Below are 12,704 nucleotides of genomic sequence, written 5' to 3' on the forward strand. Positions count from 1 at the left end.
CGCGACCCGGATGTGATGGAATCGCCCCCGGCGTCGCAGGGCGCGAATGGACCACGCCGCCAAGGCCGACCGGGAGTGAGATGACATCGACGAAGGTCCGTGCCGTTGGCGGGGGTGTGTCGGCGGCGGTGGTGGCGGGGCTTCTCGTCGGGGTCGTCTCGCGGGTGCTGATGCGGGTGACCACTCTCCTCGCCGGGGGTTCGCCGCACCTGTCATGGCGTGGGTCGGCCGCGATCGTGATGATCTACGCGGTCGTGATGCTCCCGGGTGCGATCGTGGCCGCGCTGACGACGCGGCGCGGATCCACCCTGCCGCTGGTTGCGGGTGCGGTCCTGCTCTTCGTCCCCGCGATCGGGGTCGCGACCGAGGAGATCGGACATCCGGCCGATGTCGGCGCGGTGCGACTGGCCGGTGCCGCGCTGTGCGCGGCGGCGGTGTTCGCCATGCTGGCGCTGCTGCCGGTGGTGACCCTGCGTCTGGTCCGGCGCTGGGTTAGGGTGCCCCGGGCGTCCTGGGCGGCCGTGTGATGCGCGGCCCGTCCGCACCGACGACAACCGAGCACCGTCCCCGAGGAGGACCATGGCGCACGAACGAGCCGGACAACCCGCGCAGCCCCGGGACCTCGAGGATCTTCCTGCGCTGGTGACGGCCTATTTCAGCCGCACCCCGGATCCCGAGAACCCCGACCAGCGGGTGGCGTTCGGCACGTCCGGGCACCGGGGATCGAGCCTCGACGGCGCGTTCAACGAGGCGCACATCCTGGCCACCACGCAGGCGATCGTCGAGTACCGGGCGAGTCAGGGCTACACCGGGCCGCTGTACCTGGGCCGCGACACCCACGCCCTGTCGGAGCCTGCGTGGACCAGCGCACTGGAGGTGCTCGGCGGCAACGGCGTCGACGTCCTGATCGACGCGGCCGGTCGCTACACCCCGACTCCCGCCGTGAGCCACGCGATCCTCCGGCACAACGCCCACCTGTCGTCCGCGCTCGCCGATGGCATCGTCGTCACCCCGTCGCACAATCCGCCGCGCGACGGCGGTTTCAAGTACAACCCGCCACACGGCGGCCCGGCCGGATCCGATGCGACGTCGGTGATCCAGGACCGGGCCAACGAGCTGCTGGCCGCCGGCCTCGCCGGGGTGCGGCGGGTGCCCCTCGCGACCGCGCTGGCGACGGTGGCGCGACCGTTCGACTATCTGGGCAGCTACGTCGACGACCTGCCGCACCTGGTCGACCTGGACGCGATCCGGGCGGCCGGGATCCGGATCGGCGCGGATCCGATGGGCGGCGCCGCGGTCGATTACTGGGGTGCGATCGCCGAGCGGCACCGCCTCGACCTGACCGTCGTCAATCCGCTGGTTGATGCGACGTGGCGGTTCATGACCCTCGACAGCGACGGCAAGATCCGGATGGACTGCTCGTCCCCGCACGCGATGGCGTCGCTGATCGGTGCCCGCGACCGGTACGACATCGCCACCGGCAACGACGCGGACTCGGACCGGCACGGCATCGTCACCCCCGACGCGGGTCTGATGAATCCGAACCACTACCTCGCGGTCGCGATCGAGTACCTGTACTCGCACCGTCCCGAGTGGGACGCGGGCGCGAAGGTCGGCAAGACGCTGGTCAGCTCCTCGATGATCGATCGGGTCGTCGCGGGCCTGGGACGTGAGCTGGTGGAGGTGCCGGTCGGGTTCAAGTGGTTCGTGCCCGGCCTGCTGTCGGGGGAGCTGGGCTTCGGCGGCGAGGAGAGCGCGGGGGCATCGTTCCTGCGCCGGGACGGCCGGGTGTGGACCACCGACAAGGACGGCATCGCGCTGGCCCTGCTCGCGTCCGAGGTGCTCGCCGTCACCGGTGCGTCCCCGTCGCAGCGCTACCGCGACCTCACCGACCGGTACGGCGATCCGGTGTACGCGCGGGTCGACGCCCCGGCCGACCGCGTGCAGAAGGCGGCGCTGGCCGCGCTGACACCCGACGCGGTCACCGCGACCGCCCTCGCAGGCGAGCCGATCATCGCGACCTTCACCGCCGCGCCCGGCAACGGCGCTCCGCTCGGCGGGTTGAAGGTGTGTACCGAGAACGCCTGGTTCGCGGCCCGGCCGTCGGGCACCGAGGACAAGTACAAGATCTACGCCGAATCGTTTCGTGGTGCGGACCATCTCGGGCAGGTGCAGGACGCGGCGCGGGAGCTGGTGTCCCGGGCGCTGGGGGTCACCGGCTGACGGACTAGCGTGGATCGGTCATGACTGCAGCCGAACCCGAACAGCAATCCCGGTCCACCCGGCTCCCGAGCGAGATCTGGGTGCTGGTGAGCGCCAGCTTCGTCATCGCCCTCGGTTTCGGCATCGTCGCGCCTGCGCTGCCGCAGTTCGCGGTCAGCTTCGGGGTCGGGGCGTTCGCCGCCACCGTGGTGATCTCGTCGTTCGCCTTCATGCGGCTGGTGTTCGCTCCGGTCAGCGGATCACTGGTGCAGCGGATGGGGGAGCGGCCCACCTACCTGACCGGTTTGCTGATCGTCGCCGCCTCGACCGCTGCGGTGGCCTTCGCGTCGAACTACTGGCAGCTGTTGGTCTTCCGTGGACTCGGCGGCATCGGCTCGACCATGTTCACCGTCTCCGCCTTCGGTCTGCTGATCCGGATCGCCCCGCCGCACATTCGCGGCCGCGTCTCCGGCCTGTACGCCACGTCGTTCCTGTTCGGCAGCATCGGCGGACCGCTCGTCGGTGCCGCCCTCGTCGGGTTCGGCCTGCGCGTGCCGTTCCTCATCTACGCGCTCGCCCTGCTGATCGCTGCGGCGGTCGTGTACTTCCGGCTCAAGGGTTCGGCGCTGGCAGCCCCCGAGAAGGCATCGGACGCGGTCACCATGTCCTTCCGGGAGGCCGTGCGCGAGCCGGTGTACCGGGCGGCGCTGCTGTCGAATTTCGCCAACGGCTGGGCCGTGTTCGGGGTGCGGGTCGCGCTGGTGCCGCTGTTCGTGGTGCAGGCACTGCACGCGAGCGACGGGTACGCCGGCATCGCGCTGACGGTGTTCGCGGTCGGCAACGCACTCGTCCAGATCCAGGCCGGCCGGCTCTCCGACCTCCACGGCAGGCGCCCGTTCGTGCTCGCGGGACTGGTCGTCAGCGGGCTGTGCACCGCCGGACTCGGATTCAGCCCGAACCTGTGGGTGCTGTTCGCGCTGTCCGCCATCGCCGGTGTCGGGTCGGGCCTGATGAATCCCGCGCAGCAGGCCGCGGTCGCCGACGTGGTCGGGTCCAAGGCCCGCGGCGGGCCCGTGCTCGCCGCCTTCCAGATGGCGTCCGACGTCGGGTCGGTCGTCGGGCCGCTCGTCGCCGGTGTCCTCGCGGAGCAGCTGTCCTACGGGACGGCGTTCGCGGTCACCGGGGCACTCACGCTGCCCGCGATCGCGGCGTGGCTGCTGGCGGCGCCGCGTTCAGCGGCGGCAGTGCGGGCCGGGTCAGGCCGGAACGCCGACACCGACGAGCAGACCGACCAGGTACGTGGCACCGACCGCGATGAGACCGAACAGCAGTTGCCGTAGCGCGCCGCGCACCCTCGGCTGCGACGTCAGGTGCGATGTGGTCGCGCCGACCAGCAGCAGGCCCGCACAGCCGACCGTCAGGCCCGCCACCAGCGACTCGAACCCGAGCAGGTAGGGGATCAGCGGAATGATCGCGCCGATCGCGAACATCAGGAACGACGACGCCCCCGCCACCAGCGGGGACGGCTTCTCGGTCGGGTCGACGCCCAGTTCGTGGGTCAGGTGGATCGTCACCGCCTGCTCGGCATCGCGGTGCACTTCCGCGGCTGCGACCCGCGCTGTCTCCTCGCTCATGCCCATGTCGACGAAGGTGCCCACCAGTTCGGTCTGCTCGGAGACCGGGTGCTTGCGCTGCGCCCGCGTCTCCACCTTCACCTCGGCGTCGATCTGCTGGTTCGCGGTGGACACGGACGCGTACTCACCGAGCGCCATCGAGAACGCGCCCGCGGCCAGTCCGGCGATGCCGCTCAGCACGATCTCGTGGGCACCGAGCCCGGCGCCGCCGACACCGGCGAGCAGTGAGGTGTTCGTCACCAGGCCGTCCATCGCGCCGAACGCCGCCGCGCGGAGCCAGCCGCCCGCGACGTTGGCGTGCTTGTGGTCGAATTCGTGCGGGAGCGCGCCGTGCGGAAGGCCCGGATTGCCGGGGTGTGGAAGCCCCGGCTTCGCCGGACGCGGGACGGGCGCATCATCCATGGCCTGAATCTACGCGTGCAGCGAGCGCGGGTGAGAGACGCGCGCCGTCGGTACCGTGAGAGACGTGTGGAATCGCGCAGAGGTGTGGAGGCCCGTCGTCAGCCTGCTGGCCCGGCTGGGTCTGGCGGCGGTGTGGCTGATCTCCGGAGGCATCAAGCTCGCGGACCCGACCCAGACGGTCGTTGCGGTGCGCGCCTACCAGTTGCTGCCCGAGGATCTGGTCCGGCCCGTCGCGGCCGTGATGCCGATGTTCGAGATCGCGTTGGGCCTGCTGCTGCTGATCGGACTGGCCGTGCGGGGGACGGCGATCGCGTCCGCCGCGATGCTGGTGGTGCTGATCTCGGTGATCATCTCGGTGTGGGCGCGCGGATTGTCCATCGACTGCGGTTGCTTCGGTGGCGGCGGTGTGGCCGACGTCGACGGCTGGGACTACGCCCGGGAGATCGCCCGGGATATCGGGTTCCTGGCGTTGTCGGTGTGGTTGATCGCGTTCCCACGAAGCCCGGTCGCGCTCGGGCCGGGGTCGAGTGCACGCCTCTCAGTGCGCGCTCAGACGGAGATGGCAGGGTAAGTTCCGAAAAATCTGAACTCGGACTATCCGGACCGGAGGACCGCACCTGTGAGCACGAAGAAGGTCAAGCCCGTCAAGGCTGCCCCGCAGCCGACCTCGAGCCGATCGACGTACATCCTCGGGGGACTGGCGGTGCTGGTGATCGCCGTGGTCGTCATCGCCGGTGTGCTGTGGAGCGCCAACCGCAGCAAGCCCCGCAACGAAGGCTACGGCGGGGTGTCGAACTCGGCGGTGCAGGTGACCACCGACGCGGAGGGCGTGGTCCGGCTGGGCCTGCCCGACGCCCGGACGACGATCGACCTGTTCGAGGACCCGATGTGCCCGTACTGCGCGCAACTCGAGCACACCAACGGCCAGGAGATCGCGCAGAAGATCGACGAGGGTCAGCTGGCGGTGCGGTACCACACGCTGGACTTCCTGAACCGGCTCTCGGCGAGCGGTGACTACTCCTCCCGTGCGGCCGGCGCGTTGATGTGCGTCGCCGACAGCGGCAACGCGATCGCGTTCTCCGCGTTCCACGGCGCACTGTTCTCGCCGGACAACCAGCCCGCCGAGAACGGCAAGACCGACCACAGCAACGCCGATCTCGCGCAGATCGCGAAGGATTCGGGGGCGGACGACCAGTCGGTGACGTGCATCTCCGACGGCGCGAAGGTCGAGCAGGCGACCGCGGCCGCCCAGACCGGCCGGCAGGCCCTCGCCGCCACCGGTGCGGCGGGCACCCCGGCGGTCATCGTGGACGGCACCGCGATCGACGCGCTCGGCGACCCGAACTGGGTGGCGAAGCTGAACTGATCCGACGAGTCACGGACGCCGGGATCGCCTCACCCCTCGGGTGGCGGTCCCGGCGTCCGGCTTTTCGGCGGGAAACCGCGATTTACCAGCCGATTTGTTGCGCTGACCGATGGTGGTGTAACTTTTTCCAGGCGAGAGCGGAACGGCCCGAAACGGCCGAGACACTCCCGCGAGGCCCGGGAGACCGGGTGAACAACAGAACACGGGGCTATGGCGCAGCTGGTAGCGCACCACACTGGCAGTGTGGGGGTCAGGGGTTCGAGTCCCCTTAGCTCCACAGAAAACGACGAGGGTCGACTTCCGAACGGAAGTCGACCCTCGTCGTTTCGTTTCCGTACCCGCGGTTGTCTTCCCGCTCGGATCTGTCGAGTGATGTCGGTCCGCTCAGGCCGTCGCCTTCGACAGCAGGGCGCGGGACCGGTGCAGGACCTCGTTGAGCACGCGCTCGGCGGCCGCGGTGTCGGCGGCGTCGAGCCCGGTCCAGATCGGCCGAGTGAGTTCGGTTGTTCGGGTGCCGATGCGGGTGACCAGTGTCCGCCCGTCGTCGGTGAGCCGGTCGTCGGCGATCAGTCCACGTTGGGTGAGTCCGGACAGCACCGCCTCGATGTGGGGCAGTGGCGCCGCGGCGCGGACGAACCCCGCCAGATCGCCGTTGCCGTCGAACTGGGTCGTCAGTCGCAGCGCCACCCATTCGGGTTCGGACAGCCGGTGCTCCGCGAGGATGCCGAAGGCCGACGTCGGCCGGCTGACGGGGATCGACCGCAGCGACGTCACGGCGGGCCTGGACGTCCTCTGCACTGCCGGGTGTGCCACCCGCACGCCCGATCCTGCGGACGGGCGTCGCAAGATCGTCTCACTCACCGAGCGGGGACGTGCGCGGCTGGAGAGACTGGACGTCGTGCTCGACGGCGTCCAGTCCGAGTTCCTGGCGCCGCTTGCACCCACGGAGCAGAGGGTCTTTCTGGAGCTGCTGGGACGGATGGTGCCCGACCGGTGACATACCACCCCGAGGCATGTCCTTCGGGGTCTGTCACAGAACGTCGACGGTTCGGTGCACACCGTGCGCGAACTCTCCCGTTGGGTTGTGCCGGATGTTTCACTTTCGGGACTTCTTCGGTACCAGTGAGTCCCGCGCGATCTGAGGGGTGCTGTGGCCTACACCGTCGTCATGACAGGAGCGACCCGAGGCATCGGCCGGGTCGCGGTGGAGCGGATTCTCGCCGGCGCGCCCGAGGCGGTGCTGGTGCTGCCGGCACGCGATCCCGGCGGAATCGAGGTCGCCACCCGGCTGAGCCGTGGCGGCAGGACGGTGGTGTCGATCCCGACGGATCTGACCTCGCTGCGTGGCGTCCGGATCGCGGCGGACGAGATCACGCGCAGGGTGGACGCCGGGGTGTTGCCGCCGCTGCGTCTCCTGGTCGCCAACGCCGGGTTGCAGCACACCGACGACACCACGGAGACCGCAGAGGGATTCGAGGCGACGTTCGCGGTCAACGTCCTCGCCAACCACGTCCTCGTCCGCCGTCTCCAGGACCGTCTCGCGGCGCCGTCACGGATCGTGGTCACCGTCAGTGACACGCACTTCGGCGACTTCCGGCACAACTTGGGCATGGTTCCGGCCCCGATGTGGCGGGCGCCGGAGGAGTTGGCGCGGGTGCGGGCGTTCCCCGCCCCGGACTCGACGGCCGCGGGCCGGACCGCCTATTCGACCAGCAAGCTCGCGGCGATTCACCTCGTGCACGAGTACGCCCGACGGCTCCCTCGGGGCGTGGACGTCGTCGGCTTCAACCCCGGTTTCGTTCCCGGAACCGACCTCGCCCGCGACGCCGGACCCCTCGCCCGGTTCGCGGTGCGCCGCGTGATGCCGCTGCTGGCCTTCACCCCGATGGCCACCGGCCTCGAGGCTGCGGGCCGTCACCTCGCTGACGCCGCCCTCGGGAACACGCCCGCAACCACCGGCGGCTACGTCGACCGTGCGGCCGCGGCCAGGTCCTCCGACGAGTCCTACGACCCGGAGCGGGAACGGCAGCTGTGGGAGGCCGTCGAGCGCCTCACCGCCGACCACGTCCGCTGAGGTGGAGAACTCGGCCGGCTCTGCGATGGCGGGCAAGCGTCATCGACGGCGTCGAGGACCGCGACGACATCGAGATGATGGTCGCGTCCGGCGGCGTGACGCGCACGTGTCCGGCTGCCGGCTTCGACGGAGCCGGGGGCAGGACCGCGCCGTCACAGAGGTCGGGTCCGTAGCGTGCGCGGGCCCCGGAACCGGCCGTATCGATCGACGGTTGCCAGCACCACCCGGTCCGGCCGGACCAGGGCGGCGCGCAGTCGATGCCGGCCCAGCCACGTCGCCGCGTCCGGGGCCGCGGCGGCCGGCACCCGCCGTGCGTCGACCTCACGGGTGAGAGCCTCGAGCGGGCCGTCTTCGGCGGTCCCGACGAGCGCGAACCCGGGGCCCAGCAGTTCGTCCGAGCGGCGGCCGTCGGACAGCACCCACTGTGGAACCGGCATGCCGATCGGGGAGCGCACGATCGTGAGGGCCCGCGGCGTCAACGCGCTGCCGCGGAGCCGGGGGGAGAGGAACCGTCGGGCGAGAGGATCCGGGTCCGGCAGCCGGGCGGCGCCGCGGAGCACGGCGTGGGCGGCGGGCAGCGGCGGAGCCGACATCACCCGGCCGACGAGGACCGCGCCGCGGATCGCCTGGGTGACGTGTGCCCGGCGCTCCGGCTGGTAGGTGTCGAGCAGGCACTCGTCGGCGTCACCCGCGTGTACCAGGGCGATCTTCCACGCCAGATTCATCGCGTCGCGCTGCCCGGCGCCGAGCCCCTGCCCGATGAACGGGGGCGTCTGGTGCGCGGCATCGCCGAGCAGGAACACCGGCCCGCGGCGCCAGGTGTCGGCGACCGCGGCGCGGTGCGAGTACACGGTGCTGCGCAGCACCGTGTACTCGCCCGTCGGGAACCACGGGTCCAGACGACCGCGCACGGCGTCCTCGTCGACGGCTTCGGCGGTGGGCAGCCGGAACTCCCAGCGGTACCGGTCCTCGCCGATCTGCATGTACGTTCCGGACCGTTCGCCGCCGCAGATCTGGTGCACGCCCGGCCACAGCTCCACCGCGCGGGCGGCCCGGACGTCCACCACCAGCCAGTGCTGGTCGAACCCGAGATCGCGCATGCGCGAGCCGATCTGCCTGCGCAGTGGGCTGTTCGCGCCGTCGCAGGCGAGGACGTGGCGTGCGCCGACGGTGCGGCTCCGACCGTCACCGAGGTCGCGGACGGTCACCTCGGCGCCGCCCGCCGGTCGAGCCAGCACCGACACGACCTCGTGGCCGGTGAGCAGCGTGGCCTGCGGGTGCCGGGTGAGGTGCGTCCGGAGGACCCGTTCGAGGTCGGGCTGGTCGAACATGTTGGTTTCCGGCCAGCCGTGCACGCCGACGTCCCGGTCACGCCGGATCTCGACGAGGGTGCGCAGGGCCGGATCGACCAGTCGCATGCCGAGCGCGGGCCGGCACACGGCCGCGACGTCCTCGGCGGACCCGGCGGCCTGCGCGATCCGCAGCACCTCGTCGTCCAGGTGCACGGCCCTCGGCAGCGGATACGGCTCGCGATGCCGCTCGACGACGACACAGTCGACGCCGCGCCGGGCCAGCAGTGTGGCGGCGGTCAGCCCGGTGGGGCCGGCTCCGACGACGAGGACGCCGGTGGCGGACGCGGGAATCAGGACCGGCTCAGCACGATCGAGAACTGCACCTGGCCGGCGTCCTCGACCACGATGTTCGGGAAGGTTGTCGGCTTCTGAACCTGGTAGTCGGACCACGCGACGTCGACGGCGCCCGCGGTCTCGAGCGTCTCGCCCGACCGCCGGATGTCGAAATCGGTTGTCACCTCTCGGCTCTGACCGCGCAGGGTCAGCTTCCCCGTCACCGGAACCGACACCGCCCGACCGTCTTCCGGCACGGCCGCGAGGTCCACCGGCTCGGTCACCTCGAAGGTGGCCTTCGGGAAGCTGCCGGTGTTCATGACGAACATGTCGAAGTACGAGTCGCGGCGGCCGTTGTCGGTGGCGATGCTGGCGACGTCGACCTCGACGGTTCCGGTGGTCAGCTTCGAATCCTGCACGGTCGCCGTGCCGTTCACGGTCGACGTCTGGCCGCGCACGAAGACCCGCTGTCCGTTGAGCGTCTCCCAGACCTCGTATCCGGCCGCCGAGGTCGGTTGCACGGTCCACTCGCCGTCGAGTGACCCGGACCCGCCTTCCGACGTGCCCGACAGTCCCAGTGCATCGGGCTGGTCGCCGTGCAGGAACTTCGCGTAGGCCCACGGCCCGACGCCGATGGCGAGCGCCGCCACCACGACCACCGAACCGAGGATCCACCACAGACGTTTGCGCATGAGCGAGAAACCTAGCGCATGGCGGGTGCCCCGTGGGGCGCTATGTTTCGTACCGAGCGGTCCGTCGAACCCGACATGAGATCAGTTCGGCGGCATCGAGATTCGCCAATTCGTCGGCGAGTGTGCAAGCCCGGTTACGGTAACCGGGAGTACGCAGGACGGTGTCGACCGCACGCCGGATCGCGGCAGGCGAGGGGGAACCGGCACGAATCCGGATACCGGCCCCGGATCGGGCGACGCGCGCCCCGATCTCGGCCTTGTCCTCGGTGCTGCCCGCGACGACGAGCGGGGTGCCGTGGGAGAGTGCGAAATGCACACCGCCCCAACCGCCGTTGGTCACCATCACGTCGACGTGGGGAAGCAGCAGGTCGAACGGCACGAACTCGGTGACGATCAGATTCGGGGACGTCCGGCGGACGGTCTCGACCGGGCGGCCCCCGGTGGTGACCACGAGCAGGGCATCGGTTCCGGTCAGGGCGTCGATCGCGGGCTCGATCAGTGTGCTCAGGTCGTGGTTGTCCAGGGTGCCCTGGGTGATCAACACGACCGGTCGGTCCGTGTCGAGCCGAGACCACCAGGGCGGTGCCGGACTGTCCTCGGGAGCGGCGGGAAGGATCGGTCCGACGAAGCTGATCCGGCCGCCGATATCGGTTCGCGGATACTCGAATCCCGGTGTGGTCAGCACGAACACGTCGTCGGCGAGGAGAGGCCAGTCGAGCAGGAAGCACGCCGGATCCGCGCCGGTCGCCCGGCGGGTCTGTGTGGCCGCGATCCCCTGGGCGCGCCGCATCACGACACCGCGGGCGCCGGCGTTGAGTGCGCGATTGCGGAGTCGACCGAGCCGACCGGTCGAGGGCGGCAGTCCCGGGCCGAACGGTGCGGTGTCGATGCTCGTGGCCATCAGGGGAGATGTGCAGACCGCGAACACATTTGGGCGACCGTCCGGTTTCGTTCCGACGAGGGGGAGGGCGCCCATGAAGAGATTCTCGGCGATCACGGTGTCGGCGCCCTCGCGTTCGACCGCGTCGACGACCGCGCGGTACTGGTCGGCGGCCAGCGCCGCGAACATTCGCTCGGCGTCGAAGAGGGAACGCAGGAACGCCGGCCGGCGCCGACGGCCGGGAAACCGCTCGTCGAGGGCGGATTCGTCGTAGTCGCAGGTCGGGGGCAGTGGCAAGAACCGGATCCCGGCGCGCTCCGCCCGGTCCTCGAACCTGCGTCCGGTGAGGATCGCGACGTCGCAGCCGTCCCGCACGAGCCGCCTGCCGATCGCGAGCATCGGCTGGACGTGGCCGGTCAGGGGTGCGCTGCACAGCAGAATCGAAGCCACACAGGTCCTTTCGGGGGCGGGTCACCAGGGGTGTCGAGAGTGGTGTGGGGGATCGGCCGCCAAACGTACCCCTTGCGCCGGCGTTGAGGGTGGGCTAACTTCTCGATCGTCAAGGGTTCAACGACCGCACCCTGGGCCGTCTCTCGATTCCTCCCACTCTCATCCCTCCCGGAGTGCCCCCTCATGACCACTGCGTTCATCAACCGGATCAGCACCGTCGTGCCCGAACACGATGTGCACCAGGCATTCGTCGACTTTGCCGACGGCACTTTCACGGAGCGGCGCAAGCAACTGCTGTTCCGGAGAATGGCGGAACGGTCCCAGATCTCGCACCGGTGGGCGGGCATCGGCTCGCCCGAGACCTTCTACGGGGACGACCCGAACTCGGTGGACACCGAGACCCGGATGATCGAATTCGAGAGGAGCGCACCGGGTCTGGCGGTCCGTGCGGTCGAGGGGCTGGAACTCGGTGACCGCGCGGCGGAGATCACCCACCTGATCGTGATCACCTGCACCGGCTTCTACTCGCCCGGAATCGACTTCGAGCTCATCAAGAGTTGTGGCATCAGCCCGTCGGTGGAGCGGACCCAGATCGGGTTCATGGGCTGCCTCGCGGGGATCAACGGCCTCAAGCTCGCCCACCACATCGTCCGGTCCGAGCCGAGCGCTCGCGTGCTGGTGGTCAGCCTGGAACTGTGTTCGCTGCACCTGCAGCGGTCGGAGTCGCTCGAGACCATGCTCTCGTTCCTCGTCTTCGGCGACGGCTGTGCCGCCGTGCTGGTCAGCGCGGACGAGGAGGGCATCGCAATGGATTCCTTCAAGGCCGTCATGGTGCCGGGCTCGCCCGAGCTGATCACCTGGCGGATCGGCGACATCGGGTTCGACATGGTGCTCTCCGGGAAGGTGCCCGGCACCCTTGCGCGCGCACTCGACGAACCCACCCTGAAGGAGATTCTGGCGGGGGCGGACCGGGAGTCGATCGACCTGTGGGCCGTGCATCCGGGTGGCCGATCGATCCTCGACGCGGTGGAGGACGCGATCGGGCTGGCGCCGGACGCGCTGTCCGCCTCCCGTCACGTGCTCGACAACTACGGCAACATGTCGTCGGCGACCGTGCTGTTCGTGCTCGCCGAGATCATGAAGCGGGCCCGTGACGGCGGCCCGACCGGCACCGGCTGCGCGATGGCCTTCGGGCCGGGGCTGACGGCGGAGACGATGCTGTTCCACATCTGACGCCGCCGGGCGGGCGGGGCCGGCTCGGCGCGTCAACGGGAGGTCACAGAACGTCAACGGTTCGCGCTGCGCGGGTGCCGAACCCTCCCGTCGGGGCGTGTCGGATGTTTCACTTGGTCCGCTTGTGACAAGAGGGACTGATGTGA

Annotated in this window: 13 protein-coding genes and 1 tRNA gene; 9 read left to right on the plus strand and 5 right to left on the minus strand. The window is 70.3% G+C overall.

The window, feature by feature from the left end; all coding sequences use genetic code 11:
• Positions 1–80 precede the first annotated feature (80 nt).
• From ACWDUM_RS17020 to ACWDUM_RS17030, 3 genes are read left to right on the plus strand one after another with little or no spacing between them, the layout of a single operon-like run.
• Complete coding sequence (locus ACWDUM_RS17020; protein ID WP_450134868.1) at positions 81–527, plus strand: hypothetical protein; 447 nt, start codon at positions 81–83, stop codon at positions 525–527.
• Positions 528–579: 52 nt separating this feature from the next.
• Entirely contained in the window at positions 580–2,223 is a 1,644-nt protein-coding gene (pgm, locus tag ACWDUM_RS17025) for a phosphoglucomutase (alpha-D-glucose-1,6-bisphosphate-dependent) (protein ID WP_450134869.1), read from the plus strand.
• Positions 2,224–2,243: 20 nt separating this feature from the next.
• On the plus strand, positions 2,244–3,542 hold the full coding sequence (locus ACWDUM_RS17030; protein WP_450116729.1) for an MFS transporter: 1,299 nt from the start codon (positions 2,244–2,246) through the stop codon (positions 3,540–3,542).
• On the opposite strand, the gene ACWDUM_RS17035 is transcribed toward ACWDUM_RS17030, so the two are convergent.
• Entirely contained in the window at positions 3,459–4,238 is a 780-nt protein-coding gene (locus tag ACWDUM_RS17035; protein ID WP_450134870.1) for a VIT1/CCC1 transporter family protein, read from the minus strand. The genes ACWDUM_RS17030 and ACWDUM_RS17035 overlap by 84 nt on opposite strands.
• Before the next feature lie 82 nt (positions 4,239–4,320).
• Here ACWDUM_RS17035 and ACWDUM_RS17040 point away from each other — a divergent pair, with 82 nt between their 5' ends.
• The 3 genes from ACWDUM_RS17040 to ACWDUM_RS17050 all read left to right on the plus strand — a co-directional run bounded on the left by ACWDUM_RS17040 (position 4,321) and on the right by ACWDUM_RS17050 (position 5,881).
• Positions 4,321–4,809 (plus strand): MauE/DoxX family redox-associated membrane protein, encoded by a 489-nt coding sequence (locus tag ACWDUM_RS17040; RefSeq protein ID WP_450135193.1) that lies wholly within the window; start codon positions 4,321–4,323, stop codon positions 4,807–4,809.
• Positions 4,810–4,857: 48 nt separating this feature from the next.
• Positions 4,858–5,604 (plus strand): DsbA family protein, encoded by a 747-nt coding sequence (locus ACWDUM_RS17045; RefSeq protein ID WP_450134871.1) that lies wholly within the window; start codon positions 4,858–4,860, stop codon positions 5,602–5,604.
• Between the two features lie 204 nt (positions 5,605–5,808).
• Positions 5,809–5,881, plus strand: a tRNA-Ala gene (locus ACWDUM_RS17050).
• 107 nt (positions 5,882–5,988) lie between these two features.
• Here ACWDUM_RS17050 and ACWDUM_RS17055 read toward each other — a convergent pair.
• Positions 5,989–6,291, minus strand: a complete 303-nt coding sequence (locus ACWDUM_RS17055) for a helix-turn-helix domain-containing protein (RefSeq protein ID WP_450134872.1) — start codon at positions 6,289–6,291, stop codon at positions 5,989–5,991.
• Positions 6,292–6,325: 34 nt separating this feature from the next.
• On the opposite strand from ACWDUM_RS17055, the gene ACWDUM_RS17060 reads away from it, so the two are divergent.
• Together ACWDUM_RS17060 and ACWDUM_RS17065 are read left to right on the plus strand one after the other, a co-directional pair.
• Positions 6,326–6,601 (plus strand): MarR family winged helix-turn-helix transcriptional regulator, encoded by a 276-nt coding sequence (locus ACWDUM_RS17060; protein WP_450134873.1) that lies wholly within the window; start codon positions 6,326–6,328, stop codon positions 6,599–6,601.
• A 171-nt stretch (positions 6,602–6,772) separates the two neighbouring features.
• The gene (locus ACWDUM_RS17065; RefSeq protein WP_450134874.1) at positions 6,773–7,678 is read left to right on the plus strand and encodes an SDR family NAD(P)-dependent oxidoreductase; all 906 of its coding nucleotides are present in this window, start codon (positions 6,773–6,775) and stop codon (positions 7,676–7,678) included.
• Positions 7,679–7,830: 152 nt separating this feature from the next.
• On the opposite strand, the gene ACWDUM_RS17070 is transcribed toward ACWDUM_RS17065, so the two are convergent.
• From ACWDUM_RS17070 to ACWDUM_RS17080, 3 genes are read right to left on the minus strand one after another with little or no spacing between them, the layout of a single operon-like run.
• Positions 7,831–9,420: a bifunctional 3-(3-hydroxy-phenyl)propionate/3-hydroxycinnamic acid hydroxylase gene (locus ACWDUM_RS17070; RefSeq protein WP_450134875.1), complete on the minus strand. Its 1,590-nt coding sequence runs from the start codon at positions 9,418–9,420 to the stop codon at positions 7,831–7,833.
• Positions 9,321–9,995: a YceI family protein gene (locus ACWDUM_RS17075; protein ID WP_450134876.1), complete on the minus strand. Its 675-nt coding sequence runs from the start codon at positions 9,993–9,995 to the stop codon at positions 9,321–9,323. Before ACWDUM_RS17075 ends, ACWDUM_RS17070 begins: the two co-directional genes overlap by 100 nt.
• Positions 9,996–10,035: 40 nt before the next feature.
• Positions 10,036–11,325: a glycosyltransferase gene (locus ACWDUM_RS17080; RefSeq protein WP_450134877.1), complete on the minus strand. Its 1,290-nt coding sequence runs from the start codon at positions 11,323–11,325 to the stop codon at positions 10,036–10,038.
• Between the two features lie 183 nt (positions 11,326–11,508).
• Here ACWDUM_RS17080 and ACWDUM_RS17085 point away from each other — a divergent pair, with 183 nt between their 5' ends.
• The gene (locus ACWDUM_RS17085; protein WP_450134878.1) at positions 11,509–12,558 is read left to right on the plus strand and encodes a type III polyketide synthase; all 1,050 of its coding nucleotides are present in this window, start codon (positions 11,509–11,511) and stop codon (positions 12,556–12,558) included.
• Positions 12,559–12,704 lie beyond the last annotated feature (146 nt).

The organism is Rhodococcus sp. NPDC003322 (assembly GCF_053589555.1).